Origin of the sequence: Parafannyhessea sp. (assembly GCF_051876455.1) — a bacterium.
GTDB lineage: Bacteria > Actinomycetota > Coriobacteriia > Coriobacteriales > Atopobiaceae > Parafannyhessea.
In genome coordinates this window covers 1-23,305 of record NZ_JBJEHW010000040.1, presented here as the reverse complement: position 1 = coordinate 23,305, position 23,305 = coordinate 1, and the positions used below count along the sequence as shown (strand labels likewise).

The following is a 23,305-nucleotide window of genomic DNA, read 5'->3' as shown; positions in this document are numbered from 1 at the left end:
ACGGTCGATCTGCCTTGTGCCCGGCCTCGTGTTCGACGCGGAGGGATACCGCATCGGCTACGGCGCGGGCTACTACGACGACTTCCTGGCGGGGTACCCCGGCCTCAAAGTGGGACTCGCGCGCACCATGCAGATAAGCGGCAACCCGCTGCCGCGCGACGCGCACGACGTGCCCGTCGACGCAATCGTGAGCGACGGGGCCGTGTGGCGGGCGAGAAGAGCGGACGCCTAGCCCGCTAGCCCCTCAGGTGGCTCGCGAGGTCGCGGATTGCGTGCGCGTAGCCCTGGATGCCCTCGCCGATGATGGTCTCGAAGCAGGCGAGGCGCACGTAGGAGACCTGGCGGAAGTCCTCGCGCTCGTCAACCTTGGAGATGTGGACCTCGACGGCGGGAATCGAGACCGCCTTGAGCGCGTCGAGGATGGCGACGGACGTGTGCGTGTACGCGCCGGGGTTGATCACGATGCCGTCGACCTTCTGGTATGCGGCCTGGATGCGGTCGACGATGTCGCCCTCGTGGTTGGACTGGTAGCAGTCGCAGGAGGAGAAGCCGGCGTCGACAGCGGCCTCGCGGCACACGCGGATGAGCTCGGCGTAGTCCTGCTTGCCGTAGAGGTCGGGCTCGCGAATGCCCAGCATGTTGATGTTGGGGCCGTTGATGACGAGCAGCCTGGGGCCGGGAGTCGGGGACGTGGGCACGACCTTCTCGCCCGCGGCGGGTTCCTCGAGATCGTCGGGGTCGTCGTCCTCCATGGACGCGACGTCGTCCTCGAAGTCGTCCTCTTCCTCGTCGTCATCGTCGTCGAGCGAGAGAAGCGTCTTGAGCATGAGGTCGTCGGGCTCCTCCGCGACCTTGCGGGCCACCGGGGAGGCCGCCGGCTCGCCCTGCGGCGTGATCTGGACGTGGATGCCGCGGCCCTCGCCGCGTGCGAGGGGAGGGAGCTCCACCTCGGGCTCGAGGCCCGTGAGCGAGGCGAAGCTGTCGAACACGTGCTGGACGGTGCGCGGCCCAAAGACGACCTCGATGCCGTTGGTCCCGAAGGACGCCACGCCGAGCACGCCGGGAATCGCCTCGAGGGCCGCGCGGTTGATGAGCGTCGGGTTCGCGACGGTGATCCTGAGCCTGGTCATGCAGAGTCCGTTGGACACCACGTTCGCCTTGCCGCCGATGTTCTTAAGTACCGCCCTCGCGGCCTCGCCCGTCTCCATTGAGCCCTCATCCCTCGCTTCAGACAGTTGCATACAAATCTAGGAGTATAGGAAGAAGCGGAAGCGTTTCCAGCGTGGTGGGAGCACTGTCTGGCAGGCGTTGCGAAATCGTCCATAAACGGAGGATGGTACAAAAAGCCTGAAACGCTGCCTTAACAACCAATCATCTTGACGATGGCGCGTGCATCGCCGGAGGCCGTGCCCGTGCAGCGAAGGTCGAGGTCCGCCCAGGCGCGATAGAGCGGCATGCGCTCGCGAGCGAGCTGCTCGAGACCCTTGGCCTGCGAGATGGGGCGCCCGCCCTTGGGGAGGCTCTCCAACGGCCGCTCGAGCAGGACGATCGTCCCGTTCTGGCGGAGGAGGTCCTCGTTCTGGGGGCGCGTCACGATGCCGCCGCCGCACGCGATCACGAGGCTCGAGCGGGAGCCGTAGTCTGCGGCGACCCGCGTCTCGAGCGCACGGAACGCGTCCTCGCCGTTTGCGCGGATGTAGCTTCCGGCATCCATGCCGTACTCGAGCCTGAACGCGTCGTCCAGGTCCACGAACGGGCGGCCGAGCAGGTGCGCGAGCGCCCGCCCCGTGGTGGTCTTGCCGACCCCCGGCATGCCGATGAGGACGACGTTCTGGGTCTGGTGCCTGATCTGCGACTCGATGGTCGAAACGAGCGAGCGGTCGAGCGTGCGTCCCTGGAAGAGCTCGCTTGAGTAGAGGGCCTGCGACACGAGCATCGCGAGCCCGCTCTGGAAGGGGATGCCGAGCCTTCGCGCGTCGAGGCAGATACCCGTGAGCCCCGGGTTGTAGACGACGTCCAGCACGCCCGCGAGGTTGCGGAGCCTGCGCATGTCCTCGAGCGGGAGAGGCGTGGCGGGGCACTTGGGGTACATGCCCACGGGCGTGGTGTTGACCAGCAGGAAGGCGTTGGGGTGGCGCCCGGGGACGTTGGAGTAGTCGTCCTCGCCATGGCGCGATATCACGCGGACGTCAGCTCCGGTCTTGGCGAGTGCCGCCTGCACGGCCTGGCTCGCGCCGCCGTCGCCCAGGACGAGGACCTCGCGGCCGTGGAGCGGCCCGGGGCCGTCGAGTGCAAGGGGCCCGCGCAGGAACTGGTCCAGCATGAAGCCGAAGCCGAGGACGTCGGTGTTCTCGGCGTAGATGCTCCCGTCCTCGCGGCGCACGAGCGTGTTGGCGACGCCGAGCGCCTCAACGCGCGGCGAGCGCTCGTCCGCAAGCCGCGCGGCGTCGGCTTTGTAGGGGATCGTCACGTTGAGGCCCTGCCATGTCTTGTCCTCGCGCACGAACGGCGCGACCTCGTCTGGCTCCAGCTCAATCAGGTCGTAGGGCGTGGAGCCGAGGCTCTTGTGGATGAGCGGGGACCAGCTGTGGCCGAGCCTCCTGCCCAGGAGGCCGAAGCGCGCCACCTAGATCACCTCGCTGTAGCTGCCGAGGTAGCGGAACTCCTCGCAGCTCGCCTCGAGCGAGCGCACGAGCGTGAGGAACTCGGGGGAGGCGGCGGGGCAGTCGATGTCGAAGTAGAACATGAACTCGAAGTCGCGGTCGGGGATGGGGCGGCTCTCGAGCTTGATGATGTTGATGTCGAGCGCGTAGAACTTTGCCAGAACCTTGTAGAGGGCGCCGGGCTCGTGGTTGACGACGAGCATGAACGTGCTGCGGTCCGCCCCGGGGAAGATCGTGAGGTCGCGCGAGATGCAGGCGAAGCGCGTGTAGTTGTTGCCCTGGTCCTGCACGCTCGCGGCGAGCACGTCGAGCCCGTAGATCTGGGCGCACGAGCGCGAGGCGAGCGCCGCGACGTCCGTGCGGGGGCTCTCGGCCACCATCTTGGACGCGACGGCCGTGTTCTCGCAGGCGTGGACCTTGACGCCCTTGAGCTGGCCGAGGAAGTCCCCGCACTGGTTGATGGCCTGCTCGTGGCTGTAGATGTGGCGAACGTCCTCGAGGCCCGTGCCGGGCTTTGCCAGGAGGTTGTGGTCGATCTTGAGGCGACACGTGCGCACGATGTGGAAGTTGTGACGCATCATGAGGTCGAAAACCTGGTTGACCGATCCCGCGGTGCTGTTCTCGATGGGCAGCACGCCGAGGTCCACGTACTTCTCCTCCACGGCGCGGAACACCGCGTCGAACGTGTCGAAGTAGCTGATGTTGGCGTGGCGGAAGATGCGGTCGCACGCGATCTGCTGGTAGGCGCCCTCCACGCCCTGGCACGCCACGAAGGCGTCGCGCGGGAAGCACGCGGGGCTCTGCGCGAGGGCCGTCTGGATGGCCTGCGCCGTGGCGCTGGGCGTCTGCAGGCGTGCGGTCTGTCGGTTGCGAGAGGCCTCCATCAGGAGCTGGAACAGCACCTCCGTGTAGACCCGCAGGTCCTTGGGCACCTCGGAGGCGCGACGGGCGAGAAGGGCGCGCTCCCTCGACTTGTCCAGCACGGGGAGGTGCTTCTCGCGCTTGTATGCGGCGACACGGTCGGCGCAGTCCATGCGGCGCTTGAACAGGTCGACTATCTGCGAGTCTATGGAATCGATGTCGCTGCGGATCTGGGAAAGGTCTTCCAAGGTTCCTCCTGGCACGGGCACTCGGCCCGGTTTCTGTCTGTGTGGGCTCTGGCTACTCTGCCGGGAACGACTCGAGCGCGTCGAGAAGGACGAGCGCGCAGACCGCCTCCGTAACGGGAACGGCGCGCGTGGCGACGCAGGGGTCGTGGCGGCCGTGGACCTCGAGCTCGGCGTCGGTCATCGTGGTGAGGTCCACGCTCTGCTGGCGGCGCGAGATGCTCGACGTGGGCTTGAGCGCGATCCTGAAGAGCACGGGCGCGCCGGTGGTGATGCCGCCCAGTGCCCCGCCGGCGTTGTTGGTGGTAGGCGTGGGCACGCCGTCGCGCATGCGGTATGGGTCGTTGTCCTGGCTGCCGCGGAGGCGGGCCGCCTCGAAGCCGCGTCCGAACTCGAGCCCCTTGACGGCGGGGATGCCAAAGGCGGCGCGCGCGATGAGGTTCTCTATCCCGTCGAACATGGGGGAGCCGACGCCCATGGGCATGCCGGTGGCGACGCACTCCACGACGCCGCCCACGGAGTCGAGCGAACGGCGTGCGTCGTCGATCGCGGCGAGCATGGAGGTGCCGGCTTCCTTGTCGATCGTGGGGAAGGTGCGCCCGTCCGCAAGGGCGTCCATCTGGGATGCGAGGCGCGACTGTGCCTCGGGGGAGTTGTCGAGCGCGGAGAAGGGCTCGTCGTCCACGTCCGCGACGCTCGCGAGGTGCGCGGAGACGCGGATGCCCCGCTTGGCGAGGATCTGGAGGGCGATGCCACCAGCGGCGCAGAGGGGCGCGGTGAGCCTGCCCGAGAAGTGGCCGCCGCCGGGAACGTCCTGGTTTCCGTGCCACTTTGCCCATGCGGTGAGGTCCGCGTGGCCGGGGCGCGGAACGGAGAGGATGTTGTCGTAGTCCCCGGAGCGCGTGTTGGTGTTCTCGATCACGACGGCGAGCGGGGCCCCGCAGGTGGCGCCCCTGGGGTTGAGGCCGCTCACGATGCGGGGAAGGTCGGCCTCCTTGCGGGGCGTGGTCCAGGGTCCCTGGCCAGGCGCCCTTCTGGCCATGAACGCCCCGAGGGCGTCGAGGTCGACCACGTGGCCGGAGGGAAGGCCTTCCACCACGCAGCCGACGGCCGCGGAGTGGGACTGCCCGAACACGGTGACCCTGAGGGTGTTGCCAAAGGTTGATGGCATGGCTACTCGCTTTCGTGCGCGACGCCGCCGAGCGAGCGGAAGTCGCGGAAGAACTCCGGATAGGACTTGCGGACGCACTCGGCGCCGCGGATCGTGGTGGGGCCGTCGGCATATGCGCCGCACACCGCCGCCATCATGGCGATGCGGTGGTCGTTTGCGGCGTCGACGACGCCTCCCGCAAGGCGACCCGAGCCCTCCACGACGAGGTCGTCACCCTCGACGCGGGCGCTTCCGCCCAGGGCGAGAAGGGCGGCGCTCACGGTCGCAAGGCGGTCGGACTCCTTGAGGCGCAGGCGGCCGGCGTCCGTGAGGCGCGTGGTGCCCGTGGCGAAGGCGGCCATGGCCGCCAGTGGAGGCACGAGGTCAGGAATGTCCGCCACGCTCGCGACCTGCGCCTTAAGCGGCGCCGCCGCCGAGGTGACGCCGTCTTGCGAGACGGACGTGCGGGCGCCGAAGAGGCTCGTGGCGGCCAGGGCCGCGCGGTCGCCCTGGGGGCTCTTGGGGTCGAGCCCGCTCACCGTGACGGGACCGCCGACTGCTCCCGCGGCGAGCCAGAAGGCCGCGTTGGACCAGTCGCCCTCGACGGAGCATGCGCCGGGCGAGGCTAGGCCTCCCGGCTCGACGGAGTAGACCTCGCAGGGCGTCCCCGCGAGGACCTCGTGCGAGACGGAGACCGTGACGCCAAAGGTCTCGAGCGCGGACCTGGTGAGCGTGATGTAGGAGCGGGACTCGACGGGCTCGCTCACGGCGACCCGCACGGGCTCGCCAAGGAGCGGGGCCGCCATGAGGAGGCCGCTCACGTACTGCGAGGAGACGTTGCCGGGGATGCGGAAGTCGCCGCCCGAGACTGGTCCCTGCGCGGAGAGGGGGAACGACCCCTCTGGAGAGATGGACGCGCCGTGGGCGACGAGCTCCTCGCGCAGCGGCGAGAGCGGGCGCGACGCGAGGCGGCCGTGCCCGATGATGCGGACCGGTGCGCCGAGGGCGCAGGCCACGGGCAGCATGAAGCGAAGCGTGGAGCCGGACTCGCCGCAGTCGAGCGTCGGCGGCTGGCCCGCCGTCGGCTTGCCGGACGTTGCATCGCGCGGCACGGGCCTGACCCTGAAGCCGCGGCGCGTGCGCGAGATGCGCGCGCCGAGCGACTCGAGGCACGAGACCGTGGCCTCGATGTCGAGCGAGGTCGTGTTGCAGTCGATGTCCGTGGTCCCGTCACAGAGCGCCGCGAGGATGAGCAGCCTGTGCGCCATCGACTTGGAGGCGACGGCGGGCACGGTGCCCGCGAGCGCATGGGGCTCGATGGTTACGTCCATGTCCTTCTCCTCCTACGCCTGCGTGCCGCAGCCAAGGTCGATGAGGTGCCTGAACTCATCCAGCGAGAGCCTTCTCACCTCAACCGAGCCGATGGCGAGGGGCACCACGACGTTCACCGTCGTGCCGTGCCGCTTCTTGTCGTGCACGGCATAGGAGAAGAGCGTGTCATGGTCCTCGGTGGTGTCCGTGGGAAGGCCGTACGCCTCGACCGCGGACACGATGTCATCCGCGACCTGCGCGGGGCACCAGCCCATGCGCGCCGATGCCCGGGCGATGCAACACATGCCCGCCGCCACGCTCGAGCCGTGGCCGAGCCTGAAGTCGCTCGCGGCCTCGATCGCGTGGCCGATGGTGTGGCCGAAGTTGAGAATCTGCCTGAGACCGCGCTCGCGCTCGTCCTGGTCGACCACGTCGCGCTTGATCTCGACGTTGCGGACGATGACGGACTGCAGCTCGGCGGGGTCGAAGTCGGGCGCGTTGATGGGGTGCCGGACGAGCCTCTGGAAGAGCTCCGCGTCGCGGATGACGCCATGCTTGATGACCTCTCCGCACGAGTCCGTGAACAGGGCCGGCGTGAGGGTGTCGAGGCAGTCCACGTCCGCGACGACGAGCGAGGGCTGGAAGAACGCGCCGGCCAGGTTCTTGCCGGCCTCGAGGTCGACGGCGGTCTTGCCGCCGACGGAGGAGTCGACCATCGCGAGGAGCGACGTGGGCACCTGCACGACCTTGCAGCCCCTGAGGTAGAGCGCGCCGGCGAGGCCGCCCATGTCGCCCGTGACGCCGCCGCCCACCGCCACGACGACGTCGTCGCGCGAGAGCTCGGACTGGGCGAGGCCCTCGAGCAGGTCCGAGAGGGTCGAGAGCCGCTTGTGCTGCTCGCCGGCGGGAAAGACCTGCAGCGTCGTGCGGTACCCCGCCGCCTGCAGGGACTCCGCCACCGCGTTGGCGTACAGCGGCGCGACGTTGGAGTCGGATATGACGCAGGCCGCGGGGCCGCCGCACGCCTTGCGCGTGAGCTCGCCCACTTCGTCGATGACGCCCTGGCCCACGACGACGTCGTAGGCGCGGGACGGCGTGCTGACCTTTACGACGTCCGTGCTCATCTGCGCTCGGCCTCCTTCTTGAGGCGGTCGCCCTCCGCCAGGAGCTCCTCCAGGCGCTTGGCGTCCCTCTGGTCTATCGCGTCCTTGTACGCCTGCAGGTTGTCGATGAGGATGCCGATCTCGTGGGAGAGGTTGTCGGCGTTGTCAAGGAAGAGCTCCGTCCACATGGGGGCGTTGAGGCGCGCGACGCGCGTGAGGTCCTTGTAGGAGCCCGCGGAGAAGCCCTTGTGGCTCTGGGCCGCGGGGCTCTTCACGTACGCGTTGGAGACGACGTGCGCGAGCTGCGAGGTGTAGGCGATCTGCTCGTCGTGGAACGCGGCCGTGGCCAGCGTGAACGAGCCGAAGCCGCAGGGCTCGAGGAGCTTCTTGAGGCGCTCGAGCACGTCGAGGCGCTCGAAGTCGTCCATCTTGGGAGGGACGACGACCATGGGAGCACCGTGGAACATGTTGGCGCGCGAGTGCGCGAACCCCGAGTACTGGGTGCCGGCCATGGGGTGGCAGCCCACGAAGGTCCACTCGTACTTCTCCGCGATCTTGAAGCAGTGGCTGCAGATGACGCGCTTGACGCCCACGGTGTCGATCACGATGGCGCCGGGCGAGATGAGGTCGGCCATCTTCTCGAGCCAGTCGATGCTCACCTGCGGGTAGCCCGCAAGGATGATGAGCTCGCAGGTGGGGATGACGTCGTTGGTGAGCTCGCCGTCGATGGTCTCGATCTCCGCGAGCTCTACCGTGGAGTGCGTGCGGTTCCACGCGTACACCTCGCGGCCACCGGCGTGCTCCGCCTTTGCGAAGGAGCCACCCATGAGGCCGAGTCCGACGACGCCGACGCGGCCCGGCGTGAAGGTCTGCTGTGCCGGCTGCGCCATCAGAGCTCGCCACCCTTGTCGAGGTCCATCGTGACGGCCTCGCGGATGACGTGGATGCGCCTCATGGCGTCCTCGAACTGCGCGGGGGTGAGCGCCTGGGCGCCGTCGGACCAGGCCTTGGACGGGTTGTCGTGCACCTCGATCTCGAGGCCGTCGGCGCCGGCAGCCGTCGCCGCGTAGGCGGCGGGGCGCACGTAGCGGGTGTAGCCCGTGGCGTGGCTGGGGTCGCCGATGATCGGCAGGTGCGAGAGGTGGTGCACGACGGGGATGGCGTTGACGTCGAAGGTGTTGCGGGTGCGCGTCTCGAACGTGCGGATTCCGCGCTCGCAGAGGATGACGTTGGGGTTGCCCTCGCTCATGATGTACTCGGCGCCCATGAGGAACTCGTCGATGGTCTCGGACATGCCGCGCTTGAGGAGGACGGGCACGTTGGTCTTGCCGACCTCCTTGAGGAGCGGGAAGTTCTGGGCGTTGCGGGCGCCGATCTGCATGACGTCGATGCCCTTGTCGAGGAAGAGGCCGACGTCGCGCGGGTCCATGACCTCCGTGACGATGGGCATGTCGAGCTCCGCGGAGGCCTCGAGCAGGATGTCCAGGCCCTTCTCGCCCATGCCCTGGTACGAGTAGGGGCTGGTGCGGGGCTTGTAGGCGCCGCCGCGCAGCATCGTGGCGCCCGCCCTCTTGACGGCGCGGGCGATGTCGAGCAGGCCCTCGCCCTCGACGGAGCAGGGACCGGCGATGACCTGGAAGTTGCCGCCGCCGATCTTGACGCCGTGGCCGCAGTCCACGACCGTGTCCTCGGGGTGGAACTTGCGGTTGGCCTTCTTGAAGGGCTCGGAGACGCGTCTCACCTGGTCGATGATGTCCATCGATTCGAGAAGGAACGGGTCGATGCGCGTCGTGTCGCCGATGATGCCGACGATGGTCTCGTTCTCGCCCTTGGAGACGTTCGTCTTGAAGCCACGGTCCTCGATCCAGCGCACGAAGTGGTCGAGCTGCTCCGGGGTTGCGGAGTCTTTAACGATTGCAATCATTTTTAGCCTTTCGGGTCCATGGGCACCAAGTCGTCCTTTACGGGGACGATGCTAACGCAAGATATTGAATAGGCTGCCCCATGTACTCAAAGCGTTACGAAACGTGGATTTTGGGACACCGACACGTGCGCATTTGGTGAAGGCCGGGATGCGTGAGGGACGGCGCATACCTGGGCTGCCGACAAAAACAAAAAGGGCACCCAAGCGGATGCCCTACAGATTCCCAGCATGGTGACCCCAGTGAGGCTCGAACTCACGACCTTTCGCTCCGGAGGCGAACGCTCTGATCCACTGAGCTATGGGGCCACGCAAGTGAACAGTATACGACAACTCGGACGCGACGTGCCGCGAGAGTGCGCGGGAATTGTCGCCCATGGCCCGCAGAGGCGCCTGCCCGTCGGCGTCGTGCAACCGCGACTGGTAGAATGGACCCCTGAGCCGACTGGCGACGCAGTCGCGAACGGGCGGTCCTGACAAGGAGGACGGGTGGCAGCCGAGACAACGGAACGCTTTGACCAAACGCGAGGGTCAGACCCGCTCGCCGGGCTGAGCGACGACGAGGTCCGCGAGCGCGTGCGCGAGGGCAAGGTCAACGCGGACACCGACGTCAAGACCAAGTCCGTCAGGCAGATCGTCGCCGAGCACACCCTCACGCTCTTCAACGCGATCAACGTGTTCATGGCGGCACTGGTCATCTCCACGGGATCCTACAAGAACTGCGCGTTCATGATCGTGGTCATAGCGAACCTCGCCATCGGCATCGTGCAGGAGGTCCGTGCCAAGCGAAAGGTCGACCAGCTCACCATCGTCGCGGCAAGGAACGTGACGGTCATCCGCGAGGGCGAGCGCAGACAGGTCCCGGTGCGCGAGGTGGTGCTGGACGACCTGGTGGCGCTCGCGCACGGCGACCAGGTGCCCGCCGACGGCGTGGTGGTGGAGGGCTCGCCCCGCATGGACGAGAGCCTGCTTACGGGAGAGAGCGACGCCATAGAGAAGAGCGTGGGCAGCGAGGTCCTGTCAGGCTCCTTTGTGGACAGCGGCGCCTTCGTGTACCGCGTGACGCGGGTGGGCCGCGAGGGCTTTGCCGCGCGGATCAACGCGGAGGCCAAGTACGTCAAGCGCGTCAACTCCGAGATGCTCTCGGCCCTCCAGGAGATCATCCGCCTGGGCACCACGTGCCTGCTGGTCCTGGGTCCGATACTCTTCGTGCGCATCGCGCTCATGGGGAAGTACGACTACAACGCCGCCGTGCTGCAGACGGTCGCGGCGGTGGTGGGCATGATCCCGCAGGGGCTCGTACTTCTGACCTCGAGCGTCCTCGCCATCGCGACGACGCGCCTTGCCATGCGCAGCGTGCTCGTGCAGCAGGCGTACTGCGTGGAGACGCTCGCCCGCGTGGACGTGCTGTGCCTCGACAAGACGGGAACCATCACGACGGGCGCCATGGAGGTCGCGGAGGTGCGGGGCGACGCTGCCCAGGCGGCCGTGACCATCGCGCATGCGAGCGCCGACGACGCGAACGAGACGGCGCGGGCCGTCATCGCGTATGGTCGGGCGCACTCCGTGGAGCCGCTCGCGGTCACGCGTGCAGTGCCCTTCTCGTCCAGGACAAAGTACTCGGGCTGCGTCACGGCCGACGGCACCTGCCTCGTGATGGGCGCGGCGCAGTTCGTGCTGGTAGCGCGCGCCGCCGAGGTCAAGGGGGAGCTCGAGGGATTTGACCGGCTGATGCGCGTCCTCGTGGTGGCGCGCGTGGACGGCTTCGCGCCGGACGGCTCGATAGAGGGAGAGCCCGAGGTGCTGGGATTTCTGGGCATCCGCGACCAGATTCGCGACACCGCGGCCCAGACCATGGAGTTCTTCAAGCGGCAGGGGGTCGAGATCCGCGTGATATCGGGCGACGACCCGAGGACCGTCTCCGGCATAGCCGGCGTCGTGGGCGTGCCGCACGCGGACCGCTACGTGGACGCCTCGAGCCTCGCGGGCGAGAGGGACGTGGACCGCGCAGTGAGGGACTGCCGCGTGTTCGGCCGCGTCACGCCCCAGGTGAAGCGCCAGATCGTGCGCAAGCTGCGCGAGGAGGGCCATGTGGTCGCCATGACCGGCGACGGCGTGAACGACGTCCTCGCGCTCAAGGACGCCGACTGCTCCATAGCCATGGCGTCGGGCTCGGCGGCGGCGCGCAACGTGGCCGAGATCGTGCTCGTGGACAACGACTTCGCGCACCTGCCCGAGGTGGTGGCCGAGGGCAGGCGCTCCATCAACAACCTGCAGCGCTCCGCGGCGCTCTTCCTCACAAAGACGTTCTTCAGTGCCGTGCTTGCGGCCTTCTGCATCCTGATGCCGCCGTATCCCTTCGTTCCGGTGCAGATGTCGCTCGTGTCCGCCGCCGTCATCGGCATCCCGTCATTCCTGCTGGCGCTCGAGCCAAACCACGAGCGAGTGCGCGGGAGGTTCATATCGAACGTCCTCACGAGGTCGCTGCCGGCATCGCTCTCAATCGTGGCGGCGCTCGTGGCGACCATCTGCTGCTGCAGGGTGACGGGGTGGTCCGACGCGACCATGTCCACCATGTGCATGGCGCAGATGCTCGTCGTGGGCGTGGCGCTCATCTACCGCATATCGCGCCCGCTCAACCCGCTGCGGGTCGCCGTGATCGCGATCGTGCTCGCGACCATAGGCGTCGGCACGACCCTTGGCGCCTCGTTCTTCTCCATTGCGCCGCCCACGGTTAATTCTGCGCTAGCATCTGCCGTGGTCGCCGTTTTGGCGATAGTCTTGTTCAACAGGCTGTACGACGAATCCGTTCGCGAGGGAGGGGCCAAGGGCCTCGTCGGGTTCCTTATCAAGAGGTTGGAGATCCTAAATGAGCGTGAGCAAAGAGTTCGCAGACGCGGTTAGCGCCGCACGCAGGCCCAAGCGCATCGAGGTGGGGGAGAAGGGCATCCTCGCCTATGACGTCTCCGGAATCCCCGGCGCGTCGAGGCTGCCCAGGGCCCTCGTGACGCTGCTCGAGAACTGCGTGCGCCGTGCCGCGACGGACGCGGAGGCGACGGAGCTCGCCCGTCGCGTGGTCGAGGCGGGCCTCGCGGGCGAGCAGGGCGAGGAGATCCCCTTCATGCCGTCCCGCGTGCTCTTCCAGGACTTCACGGGCGTGCCGGTCTTTGTGGACTTCGCGGCCATGCGCGACGCCATGGTCGCCCGCGGCGGGGACCCCGCCAAGGTGAGCCCGCGCATCCCGTGCACCCTCGTGGTGGACCACTCCGTCATCGCGGACGTCACGGGCGAGGACGACGCGGTCGAGAAGAACCAGCAGCGCGAGGCGGAGCGCAACCACGAGCGCTTCGCGTTCCTGAAGTGGGCCGCGAACTCATTCGACAACGTGCGCATCGTGCCGCCCGGGGAGGGCATCTGCCACCAGCTCAACATGGAGCGCTTCAGCGAGGTCGTGAGCAGGGACACGCTCTCCAACGCCGAGCTGCCGGTCGCCTGCTTCGACACGCTCGTGGGAACCGACTCCCACACCACGACGGCAAACGGCCTCGGCGTGCTGGGCTGGGGCGTCGGCGGCATCGAGGCCGAGGCGGCGGCGCTCGGTCAGCCAATCACGATGCTCGTGCCGCCCGTGGTGGAGCTGCGCCTCACGGGCAGCCTCCGCGACGGCGTGAGCGGCATGGACCTCGCCCTCACGGTGGCCCAGCGCCTGCGCGCCGAGGGCGTCGTGGGCACGCTCGTGGAGGTGACGGGCGAGGGCGCGTCGACGCTTACGGCCACGCAGCGCGCCTGCGTCGCCAACATGACGCCGGAGTACGGCGCCACGACAACGCTCTTCCCGGTGGACGAGCAGTCCATCGGCTACCTGAGGCTCACCGGCAGGAGCGAGGGCCGCGTCGAGCTGATCAGGAAGTACCTGGGCATGCAGGGCGTCTTCGGCACCACCGCCGACAGGACGTACTCGCGCACGGTCGAGCTTGACCTCTCGACGGTCCAGACGAGCCTCGCCGGCCCGTCCAAGCCGCACGACCGCGTGACGCCCGCGACCCTGAGGGAGCGCTTCTCGTCCGCCCTTGCCGCACACGGCGTCAGGGACGCCGGCGAGCGCTTCGACGTGAGGGTGGGCGAGAAGTACGTGAGCCTCGGCCACGGCACCATCGCGATCGCTGCCATCACCAGCTGCACCACGGCGACGGACCCCGCCATGATGGTCGCGGCCGGCCTCCTCGCCAAGAAGGCGCACGAGAGGGGCCTCCAGACCAAGCCGTGGGTCAAGCGCATCCTCGCCCCCGGCTCCAGGGTGACGTCGCTCCTGCTCGCCCGCTCCGGACTCGCCGAGCCCCTGCGCCAGCTCGGGTTCTACACCTGCGGCTTTGGCTGCATGAGCTGCATCGGAAACTCCGGCGACATCCTTCCCGCGCTCAAGGAGCTCTCCTCGAGGATGGAGCTCACGAGCGTCCTTTCCGGCAACAGGAACTTCGAGGGCCGCATATCTCCCTACGTGAGCCAGAACTACCTCATGCAGCCCGCGCTCGTGGTCGCGTACGCGCTCGTGGGTACGGTGGACGTCGACCTCGCGCACGAGCCCCTCGGCACCGACCCGGAGGGCAGGCCCGTCATGCTCGCCGACGTCATGCCCACGAACGCGGAGATCAAGGCGATCCTGGACGAGCAGCTCACGCCCGAGCTCTTCAGCGCGGGCGAGAAGGGCCTGTTCGAGGGCTCGCACGTGTGGAGGCAGATCGACGCCGGCAAGAGCAGCACCTTCGACTGGGATCCCGATTCCACGTACGTGAGGCGCGCGCCGTACTTCGACCTCGCGCACCCCGCAAGCGTGATCGAGGTGAGGGGCGCCCGTGTCCTCGCGCTGCTGGGCGACTTCGTCACCACGGACCACATCTCGCCTGCCGGCGCCATCGCGCCGGATTCGCCGGCGGCGCGCTACCTCAGGGAGCACGGCATCGAGCCCAGGGACTTCAACACCTACGGCAGCCGTCGCGGCAACCACGAGGTAATGGCTCGCGGGACCTTTGCCAACGTCAAGCTCTCCAACGCGTTGGCGGAGGGACGCAAGGGCGGCTGGACCAGGGACTTCCTGGACGGCGAGGTCAAGAGCATATACGACGCCTCTGTCGACTACCGCGAGCACGGCGTGCCGCTGGTCGTGGTGGCGGGCAAGCTCTACGGCTCGGGCTCGAGCCGCGACTGGGCCGGCAAGGGTCCGGCGCTCCTGGGTGTCAAGGCCGTCATCGCGCAGAGCTTCGAGAGGATCCACCGCTCGAACCTCGTGCAGATGGGCGTGCTTCCCCTTCAGTTCCGCGAGGGCGACTCTGCGGAGAGCCTGGGGCTTGATGGAACTGAGACCTTCGACGTCACGCCCGTCGACGTGTCGGCGGGGCTTCCGAGCGAGCGCACGGCAACGGTGACCGCCACGAAGCCAAGCGGGGAGAAGATTGTGTTCGACTGCGTGGTGAGGGTGGACACGCCCATGGAGGGCGGCTATCTTTCTGCGGGCGGCATCCTGCCGTACGTGCTCGAGGAGCTTTCGGAGTAATGCGGGCCGTCCCGCCATGGGGCATCTGTGGCGGGACGGCACCCTCCGTGCTCCTGACCTGGAGGTAAATCGTGATTTGTCCCAACTGTGGCTCGAACATCCCCGACGGCCTGGCCAAGTGCCCCGCCTGTCACGTCGACCTTGAACACCCCAAGGAGGTCCACAAGGCCGAGGGCGTGTGGTGCGAGAGCTGCGGTTCGCTTGTTCCGGATGGCGCCACGGTGTGCCCGCACTGCGGCATGCCCGTGGGACGGCAGGAAGACGCCGGCATTCGCGAGAGCGCAATCGAGGCAGGGGATGCAACGGGCGACCTCAGCTCGGACCGCGAGCGCACGAACGTGATGCCACGCATCGAGAGCGCCATCCCTCCCGAGGATGACGGTGACAGTCCCGTTGCCGAGCACGACCGCATGCCGCGCGCACGCGTGCTCCTGATAACCATGGGCATAGCTGTGGCCGCGGTGTGCGGCTTTGTCCTTCTCGTCACGCACCCTTGGAACCCGGAGGCGTTCGACACGCGCGCCAAGACGGATGCGAGCACCTCCATGGCAGGGTTCCCCGGCACAATCACCGAGCTCAAGGGGCAGGACTCCTCCGCGAGCTCCGACTCCACAAAGGTGACGTCCGGAGACGACGCCTCGTACAAGAAGCTCTCGAGCTACTACAAGAAGCTCGTAAAGCTCGAGGCGAAGGTGGACGCGAGCGAGAAGAGCTTCGACAAGGTCGCATACTCCGGGACCCAGACGGAGCGTCAGTCTGGGTACGAGAACGCGCAGTCGCTCGTGTACGAGATCAGCAACCTGATCGATGACATCAAGCAGGTCGACGTCACGTCCGGTACCTATGCGGATGACAGGAGCAACCTGACTTCGCTCGGCAACTACATGAGAAACAGGATGGACGCGCTCTACGACGCATGGAAGCGTTGCGCAAAGTCCACCGACCCACAGGCGGACCAGAAGATCATCGCCGCGCCGCTCACGGACACGGACGGCAGCTCCATCACGGACAGGTACAAGAAGCTCTTTGAGGAAAACTACAAGGATTGGAAGCCCCAGAAGAAATCGAGCTAGGCACGGTGGCGTTCTGCCGAATATGTGAAACAATATCCCTGCTGCTAGAATTGGTTGGATGAACGTTAGCGAGCCAGGGATTTGGCCTGCATTCTGGAGGGACTGACATGGGATTCTTCTTGGAGCCCGTCTACACGCCCGAGTACGAGGTGGTGGGCGACGAGGTCGCCGTGTTCGAGACGAGCAAGGGCACGATCAAGGCACGCCTCGACGGCGCTGGAGCCCCAATCCACGTTGCCAACTTCTGCGAGCTTGCCGGCTCCGGCTTTTACGACGGGCTCAAGTTCCATCGCTACGTGCCCGACTTCGTGATCCAGGGTGGGTGCCCCAACACGAGGGACATGACCCCCGAGCAGGTTGCCGCCGGCGTTGCGGGTCCCGACGGCATGCCCGGAACGGGCGGGCCCGGCTATCGCATAAAGCACGAGTATGACACCAACCCGCGGAACAGCCACGTTGACGGCGCGCTTGCGATGGCACGCTCCCAGAACCCCGACTCCGCGGGATCGCAGTTCTACTTCTGCCTTGGTGCCCAGCACTTCCTCGATCCCAACTACACGGTGTTCGGCAACACCATCGAGGGCCTTGACGTCGTCAAGAGCCTGCGCGCGGGCGACGTCATCGAGTCCATCAGGATCGAGCACGCTGAGTAACCACAAACATCCACAATCACTCGGTAAAGGGGCACTATGAATCAGCAAGCATTCGAAGCTGGCAAGAACGCGTACAAGCGTGGGGACTTCGCTGGCGCCGTGGCTCAGCTCTCGGCTGCCAAGGCCCCGGGAGAGGTGTCTGGCGCCGTCGACCACCTGCTCGGCAACTGCCTCATGAAGCTCGGCCGCTATGCGGAGGCCGCGAACTCGTACGGCAACGCACTTGGGGACGCAAACTACGGTCACTCGGGGGCGCTCGCCTGCAACCGTGGCCGTGCGCTTCTCGCCGCGAACAAGCCTCAGGAGGCCATCGCGTCCCTGTCGCTCGCGATCAAGGACGAGGACTACCCGACGCCGTACAAGGCGTACACGGCGCTGGGCAACGCCTACATGCGCGTGGGAAACGTGCGTGACGCTGGCGTCGCGTACAGGAACGCCGCCATCGACGAGAAGAACCCCGATCCGAGCTCGGCGCTCAAGAACCTTGGCGGTTGCTTCATGCAGATGGGACGTGCCGTCGACGCGGTGGAGGCGTATCGCACCGCCCTCGACTTCACGACGCCCGCCGAGAGCCAGAATGAGATCTACGGCGACCTTGGTCTTGCCTACGTCGCCGCCAACAGGATGACCGAGGCCGTGGACGCGTTCTCCCGCGCCACGAAGGACGGTTCCTTCAAGCTCAAGCCGGAGGCGCAGGCCGCGTTCGAGGCTGCCAAGAAGGCCGTCGCCGCGATCACGGATGGCTCACCGTCCGAGACCGACGCGTTTCTCGCCGCGGCAGGCTATGGAACCGGCGCCGCCATCGACCCGCTCGATCCGACCGGACAGACGGGAGAATTCATGCCCTCCCCGGAGGACACGGGCTTCTTCTCCGTCAAGGAGGAGGACCTCGTCGCGCAGGACAAGAAGGCGCGCAAGGAGCGCAAGGTGAGGCGCAAGAAGAGCCATCGCGGCCTGAAGGCGTTCCTGACCATACTCATAATCCTGGTCGTAGCTGCGGGAGTCGCCGGATTCGCCTATTACAAGGGCTACGGTTGGCCGACGCAGCAGTCCGTGGTGGAGGACCTCTTCCAGGCGAGCTCTTCTGGCAAGGACGTCTCGAGCTACCTCAGCTCGAGCCTTTCCAGCTCCGAGCGCTCGCAGATCAAGAGCCTCCTTCCCACTGGCACCTCGAAGGTAGAAATCGACGGGCTCGACAAGTCGATGCGGGCGTCGACCGTCACCGTGACGGCCACGCTCTCTGCGGGCGGTAGCCAGAGCTACAAGATCTCGCTCGTGAGGGACGGCATCGGTTGGAAGGTCTCAGCCGTCACGCCCGTGTACGCCTCGAGCAACGGGTCCGACGCGTCCGTAAGCGACAGCTCGACATCGTCCGCGGACTCGTCGTCGAGTACGAATAGTGGAACTGACGTGTCTACTAGCGGCTCGGAGTCTCAGAACAGCTCCACCACGGGTACCATCTCAACGGGCGCATAGCCCAAGGATTCACGACTGGCCTCGGGCAGGGCTGCCCACATGGGAATAGGATAGGAAGCAATGTCGATCATCGACTCACTCTTCGGCGAAAATGACGGAGACCTCGCCATCGACCTGGGCACCGCCAACACGCTTGTGGCCGTTCGCGGTCGCGGCATCGTGCTCAACGAGCCTTCCGTCGTTGCCATCGACAAGAGCGAGGACAGGGTCCTTGCCGTCGGTGCCGATGCGAAGCGCATGATTGGCAGGACCCCTGGCTCAATCATCGCGGAGCGCCCGCTCAAGGATGGCGTCATCGCGGACTTCGACGTCACGGAGGTCATGCTCCGCTACTTCATCGAGAAGGCGCGCGGGACGAGGCGCTATCCCTGGTCCCCAAGGCCGAGGGTCGTCATCTGCGTGCCGTCCGGCGTAACGTCGGTCGAGAAGCGCGCCGTCTTCGAGGCCACGATCTCCGCGGGGGCAAGGCAGGCATACCTCATTGAGGAGCCTATGGCAGCGGCCATCGGCGCCGACCTCCCGATCGAGGATCCCACCGGATCCATGGTCGTGGACATCGGAGGTGGCACGACCGAGGTGGCCGTCATCGCGATGGGCGGCATCGTCGTCTCGCAGTCGATCCGTGTTGCGGGCGACGAGTTTGACCAGACGATCCTCGAGCACGTCAGGGACGCCTACAACCTCTCCATTGGCGAGAGGACTGCCGAGGACATCAAGATCAAGGTGGGGTCCGCCGCCCCGCTTGCCGAGGAGCTCGACGTCGAGGTCAACGGCAGGGACGTGATGAGCGGACTCCCAAAGAGCGTGAGGATCGAGTCTGAGGAGATCAGGCGGGCTCTCGACAAGCCCCTCGACGAGGTGACCAAGGCCGTGAAGGACGCACTCGACGTGACGCCTCCGGACCTGGCGTCCGACCTCATGTACTACGGCGTGCTACTGACGGGTGGCGGCGGCATGCTTCGCGGGCTCGACCAGAGGCTCCGCGAGGAGACCGGCGTTCCCGTCAACGTGAGCCCCACAGCGCTCGAAAACGTGGTGAATGGCTGTGCGAAGGTGCTGGAGGCCAATGCGCTCTCTGGCGGCTTCGTCCAGAGCGCAAGCTAGCAGGTGGGTTGATTGCCGACTTTGAACGGGGGAGGCCTGTCCTCCTCGGGTCTTCATAAGGATGGACAGGGAAACGGGAGCCGCCTTGCTGTGGTCCTCGTGGTTCTTTCCCTCGTCATGTTCACCGCGAGCGCACGGGAGTCCAATGGTGGCTTCTTCACGAGCGTCCGTGGCGTCTACTCGACGATAACGACGCCCGTGCGATACCTGGGAGTCGTCGTTACGGCGCCGTTCCAGGGGCTTGGGAACGTCTTCACCAACCTCACGGCGAGCCAGAAGTCGCTGACGGAGCTCAAGCAGGAGAACGCTAAGCTCAAGGCGAGCAACGTCAAGCTCAAGGAGGAGAAGAAGACCGCCGAGCGGCTCGAGAAGCTCTTGGCACTCCAGAGCACGTACAGCCTGAAGTCCACGGCTGCGAGGGTGATATCCGGCGCGACGTCCTCGTGGAGCGACGACATCACGATTGACAAGGGCTCCACATCGGGCCTGGCCGTCGGCATGCCCGTCACGGACGCGAATGGCGCGATTGGTCAGATCATCAGCTGTGGCGGCACCTCCGCTACCGTGAGGCTCCTGACCGATGAGAACTCCAGGGTCTCCGCGATGATCCAGTCGAGCAGGGCCCAGGGCATCCTCGAGGGAAGCTCTGACGGGACGCTCAAGCTCACGCTCATCAGCACTGACACGTCGGTCAAAGTGGGTGACAACGTGGTTACGAGTGGTCTTGGAGGGGTGTTCCCCAAGGGGCTTCCCATCGGAACGGTGATGAGCGTCAACAAGTCCGCCGGTGCGCTCTACTACGACATCGACGTGAAGCCGCTTTCCACCGCGGAGAACTTCGAGGAGGTCCTCGTAATCACCTCCATTACTGAGGACCAACAGGCGACGTCCGAGGACATCACCTCGGCAGACGCGCAGGACTCGTCGAGCTCGACCAGCAGCTCGTCATCGAGCTCCGATAGCAGCTACAGCTCCTCATAGGGGGCTGGCGCGGATTCGGGCGGTATGCGGCTAGGACAGAGCGTAAGCAGGTGAGGATGCATGCAGGTTAAGGACACGAACAAGAACAAGAGGAGTATCGGCTGGCTTGCGCTGGTCTGCCTGGTGCTGCAGCTTGCCGTTGCGCCGAACCTCGCCCTTGGAAACGGCCGCATCAACTTTGCGCTGATCTTCTCCGCCGTGGTGGCCCTCACCATAGGCGGTCGGACGGGAGTCGCCTGCGGGTTCCTGTCCGGTCTGGTCTTCGACCTTTCCACGACCGGCCCAGTGGGACTCATGGCGTTGCTGCTGACCATCTCGTCGTTCCAGATGGGGATGGAGTGCAGGAATCGCCTGGCGGGGGAGGTGGGACCTTCCATGATGCTGTTCGCGATTCATGCCGTGCTGGTGAGCCTCTTCTATCACGTGGCGATGCTCATCGTCGGGCAGGCAAGCTCGATATTCGACGTGATCGTGCAGAGGACCCTCCCAACGCTCCTGCTGACCGTCATCGCGTTCATTCCCTTTGCGATCATCTATTCGCGGGGTGAGGGCACTGGTCTTGGGGGGCGCCAGAGGGGCAGCCATTCCAAGAAGGGCCAGAAATATAACATTGGCAACATCTAGGGTGAGATCTTGAGTCCCATCGTCGTAATAATCATCGTCCTCGCGCTCGTTCTCATTGGGCTGCTGGTTGCGTTCTTCCTCTTTGGGAAGGGCGAGTCGCGCTTCACCTTCGACATCGGGGGAGGCGCGCCAAAAGCTTCTGGCGGCTCCGACATGTCGAGCGAGGGCGGGTTCAAGTCGCGGCTCTTCGGGCTTGGCATATTCTCGGGGTCAATCATCGGCGTCCTTCTCGCCCGGCTCTGGTCGATGCAGCTCGTGTCATCGAGCACGTACAGCGAGCAGGCGGAATCCAACAGGTCGAGGACCATATCCATGGCGGCGGCGCGCGGGAGGATCCTGGACCGCAACGGCAAGGAGCTCGTCAGCAACAGGGCGAGCCTCACCGTCGTGGCAAAGTCGGATGTCGTGAACGACGACATCGAGATGCGGCTTCTGGCGAACCTGATCGGCATGCCCGTGATGGCCGTCAAGCGGAACATCGAGGACTCGACGGGCGGCGCGCAGAGCCTGAGGCCAGTAGCCGTCGACGTGTCGCGTCGCGTGGTGGCCTTTATTGACGCGCATCAGAGCGTGTTCTCGGGCGTGAGCGTGGAGGAAAGGACCCAACGCCACTACCCTCAGGGCACCCTCGCGGCGCAGGTGCTGGGATACACGGGAACCGTGAGCTCCGACCAGCTCAAGAAGTCCTCGTCGTCGGACAGTGACTCGAGCATCGCCTACGCATCGGGGGACGTCGTGGGCCAGGCTGGCGTGGAGTACGAGTACGAGAACGTGCTACAGGGCATCAAGGGCGAGCAGAAGGTCTACGTGGACGCCTCCGGCAACGTGCTGAGCTTCTCGAGCTCCGTGGAACCGCAGAGCGGCTCCGACGTCGTGCTCACCATCGACTCGACGCTGCAGAAGGCAGCCGAGGACTCCCTCGCCAAGCGGATTGCGGCGCTCAGGGAGGAGGGCAGGACTGACTGCCACGCGGGCTGCGCGATCGCGATGGACGTCACGAACGGCGAGATTCTCGCCATGGCGTCCGCGCCGACCTACTCGCCGAGCGTCTTCGTGGGTGGCATCTCGAGCGACGACTGGAAGAGCCTTTCGGACGACTCGAGCCACTACCCGCTCATGAACCGCTGCATCGCGGGCCAGTACCCGTCCGCGTCCACCATCAAGCCGCTTTCGTCGTTCGCCGCCCTCAACTACGGCATCGCGACCACGACGTCGACGTACTACTGCTCGGGGTACTGGACGGGTTTTGGCAAGGGCTTTGGCCAGTACTGCTGGAACCATTCGGGACATGGCACGGTGAACATCCAGAGGGGCATCACGGTGTCCTGCGACGTTGTCTTCTACGAGATCGGCAAGGGGTTCTTCTACTCGAAGCACCCAGAGGGGCTGCAGGACACGTACAAGAAGTGGGGACTTGGCTCCAAGACGGGCATCGACCTCCCGAGCGAGTCCGAGGGCAGGGTGCCGACGCCGGAGTGGAAGTACAAGTACTACGCCTCGTCCGACAGCGACTCGCGCACCTGGCAGGGCGGCGACACGACGAACCTCGTCATCGGCCAGGGCGACCTGCTCGTAACGCCGCTGCAGATGCTCTGCGCCTATGCCGGGATCGCCTGCGACGGGACCATGTACCGGCCGCACGTGCTCAAGAGCGTGAAGTCGCCCATAGGCGACGGCTCGGTGGTGACGTACAAGCCCGAGGTCATGCGCAAGGTGACGGAAAAGCAAGCCTACCTCGACGTTGTGCACGCGGGCCTGAAGGGCGTCATCTACGAGGAGTCGGAGGCGCAGACCGAGCACTTCACGAACCTGTCCGTCACCGTCGCGGGCAAGACGGGATCGGCGCAGACCTCGAAGTCGCAGCCGACCGGCTGGTTCATTGCGTACGCACCCTACGACAAGCCCAAGTACGTGGTCGCATCTGTGATCGAGTACGGCGGCTACGGCAGCGAGGGAGCAATGTACGTGGTGAGGGACATCCTCGGAACGATCTACAACCAGCCCGACACGGCCACGGCCGTCGACAGCTCCGGTGTCCAGTAGGGGAGGGACGATGGCACGACAGCAGAACTCGGCCCAGGGGGCCAAGGTGAACGAGAAGGGCCTGGGTTCCTTCTCGGCATTCTATTCCCACATCATGAACCGCCGCGGCATGGCGGCGCGGCCCTCGGCCGGCAAGCACATCGCGCGCAGCTCCGTATACATACCTCAGCTGATACCGGCCGTGCTCCTTGTGGCCTACGGAGCCGTCGTCATCTACTCGGCATCGCTATCCATCGCGGAGGCGTCGTTCCCCAGGCACCTGCTGGGCATCGCCATGGGCGTGGTGGGAGCCGTGCTCATCTGGCGCTACGACTACCGGGCGCTCCAGAACATGACGACGGCCCTGTTGGTGACCGACGTGATACTCATGTTCCTGCCCAAGGTGCCGGGCCTCAGCTACACCGCTCTGGGCATGACGGGTTGGATCAAGATCCCGATCATCGGGATGACGTTCCAGCCGTCGGAGCTCGCGAAGCTCGTCACGATATACCTCATGGCGGGACTCGGAGCGCAGTACAACGGCAAGGTGGACACGCTGCGTGACTA

General features: G+C 66.3%; 19 protein-coding genes and 1 tRNA gene. 11 read left to right on the top strand and 9 right to left on the bottom strand.

The annotated features are described in order from the left end of the window. Positions 1-232: 5-formyltetrahydrofolate cyclo-ligase (locus ACI38Z_RS01960; RefSeq protein ID WP_439788506.1), on the top strand; the 232-nt coding region annotated here is incomplete at its 5' end. 4 nt (positions 233-236) lie between these two features. On the opposite strand, the gene ACI38Z_RS01955 is transcribed toward ACI38Z_RS01960, so the two are convergent. The 9 genes from ACI38Z_RS01955 to ACI38Z_RS01915 form a co-directional block, all read right to left on the bottom strand. Beyond that, on the bottom strand, positions 237-1,208 hold the full coding sequence (locus ACI38Z_RS01955) for a type II 3-dehydroquinate dehydratase (protein WP_439788505.1): 972 nt from the start codon (positions 1,206-1,208) through the stop codon (positions 237-239). 152 nt (positions 1,209-1,360) lie between these two features. Further along, positions 1,361-2,626, bottom strand: coding sequence for a shikimate kinase (locus ACI38Z_RS01950; RefSeq protein ID WP_439788504.1), 1,266 nt, complete (start codon positions 2,624-2,626; stop codon positions 1,361-1,363). Then, a complete protein-coding gene (locus ACI38Z_RS01945) occupies positions 2,627-3,772 on the bottom strand; it encodes a bifunctional chorismate mutase/prephenate dehydratase (protein WP_439788503.1) in 1,146 nt (381 codons plus the stop codon). 52 nt (positions 3,773-3,824) lie between these two features. After that, positions 3,825-4,940, bottom strand: coding sequence for a chorismate synthase (aroC, locus tag ACI38Z_RS01940; RefSeq protein ID WP_439788502.1), 1,116 nt, complete (start codon positions 4,938-4,940; stop codon positions 3,825-3,827). A 2-nt stretch (positions 4,941-4,942) separates the two neighbouring features. After that, positions 4,943-6,250, bottom strand: coding sequence for a 3-phosphoshikimate 1-carboxyvinyltransferase (aroA, locus tag ACI38Z_RS01935; RefSeq protein ID WP_439788501.1), 1,308 nt, complete (start codon positions 6,248-6,250; stop codon positions 4,943-4,945). 12 nt (positions 6,251-6,262) lie between these two features. Beyond that, on the bottom strand, positions 6,263-7,354 hold the full coding sequence (gene aroB, locus ACI38Z_RS01930) for a 3-dehydroquinate synthase (RefSeq protein ID WP_439788500.1): 1,092 nt from the start codon (positions 7,352-7,354) through the stop codon (positions 6,263-6,265). Further along, positions 7,351-8,223: a prephenate dehydrogenase gene (locus ACI38Z_RS01925; protein ID WP_439788499.1), complete on the bottom strand. Its 873-nt coding sequence runs from the start codon at positions 8,221-8,223 to the stop codon at positions 7,351-7,353. Before ACI38Z_RS01925 ends, aroB begins: the two co-directional genes overlap by 4 nt. Continuing rightward, on the bottom strand, positions 8,223-9,257 hold the full coding sequence (gene aroF, locus ACI38Z_RS01920) for a 3-deoxy-7-phosphoheptulonate synthase (protein ID WP_439788498.1): 1,035 nt from the start codon (positions 9,255-9,257) through the stop codon (positions 8,223-8,225). Before aroF ends, ACI38Z_RS01925 begins: the two co-directional genes overlap by 1 nt. Before the next feature lie 229 nt (positions 9,258-9,486). Then, positions 9,487-9,563: transfer RNA gene (locus ACI38Z_RS01915), tRNA-Arg, on the bottom strand. Between the two features lie 180 nt (positions 9,564-9,743). Here ACI38Z_RS01915 and ACI38Z_RS01910 point away from each other — a divergent pair. From ACI38Z_RS01910 to ACI38Z_RS01865, 10 genes are all read left to right on the top strand, one after another. Further along, a complete protein-coding gene (locus tag ACI38Z_RS01910) occupies positions 9,744-12,158 on the top strand; it encodes an HAD-IC family P-type ATPase (protein ID WP_439788497.1) in 2,415 nt (804 codons plus the stop codon). Beyond that, complete coding sequence (gene acnA, locus ACI38Z_RS01905) at positions 12,124-14,805, top strand: aconitate hydratase AcnA (protein ID WP_439788496.1); 2,682 nt, start codon at positions 12,124-12,126, stop codon at positions 14,803-14,805. Before ACI38Z_RS01910 ends, acnA begins: the two co-directional genes overlap by 35 nt. Before the next feature lie 71 nt (positions 14,806-14,876). Then, on the top strand, positions 14,877-15,878 hold the full coding sequence (locus ACI38Z_RS01900) for a zinc ribbon domain-containing protein (protein WP_439788495.1): 1,002 nt from the start codon (positions 14,877-14,879) through the stop codon (positions 15,876-15,878). 107 nt (positions 15,879-15,985) lie between these two features. Then, entirely contained in the window at positions 15,986-16,531 is a 546-nt protein-coding gene (locus ACI38Z_RS01895) for a peptidylprolyl isomerase (protein ID WP_439788494.1), read from the top strand. 36 nt (positions 16,532-16,567) lie between these two features. Further along, positions 16,568-18,007 carry a tetratricopeptide repeat protein gene (locus tag ACI38Z_RS01890; protein WP_439788493.1) on the top strand — a complete coding sequence of 480 codons (1,440 nt, stop codon included), beginning with the start codon at positions 16,568-16,570 and terminating at the stop codon, positions 18,005-18,007. Between the two features lie 60 nt (positions 18,008-18,067). After that, positions 18,068-19,111: a rod shape-determining protein gene (locus tag ACI38Z_RS01885; RefSeq protein WP_439788492.1), complete on the top strand. Its 1,044-nt coding sequence runs from the start codon at positions 18,068-18,070 to the stop codon at positions 19,109-19,111. 90 nt (positions 19,112-19,201) lie between these two features. Beyond that, complete coding sequence (gene mreC, locus ACI38Z_RS01880) at positions 19,202-20,092, top strand: rod shape-determining protein MreC (protein ID WP_439788491.1); 891 nt, start codon at positions 19,202-19,204, stop codon at positions 20,090-20,092. Positions 20,093-20,152: 60 nt separating this feature from the next. Continuing rightward, entirely contained in the window at positions 20,153-20,716 is a 564-nt protein-coding gene (mreD, locus tag ACI38Z_RS01875; protein ID WP_439788490.1) for a rod shape-determining protein MreD, read from the top strand. Positions 20,717-20,725: 9 nt separating this feature from the next. After that, on the top strand, positions 20,726-22,759 hold the full coding sequence (gene mrdA / locus ACI38Z_RS01870) for a penicillin-binding protein 2 (protein WP_439788489.1): 2,034 nt from the start codon (positions 20,726-20,728) through the stop codon (positions 22,757-22,759). A 10-nt stretch (positions 22,760-22,769) separates the two neighbouring features. Further along, positions 22,770-23,305 (top strand): FtsW/RodA/SpoVE family cell cycle protein (locus tag ACI38Z_RS01865; protein ID WP_439788488.1); only part of this gene is annotated, 536 nt, incomplete at its 3' end.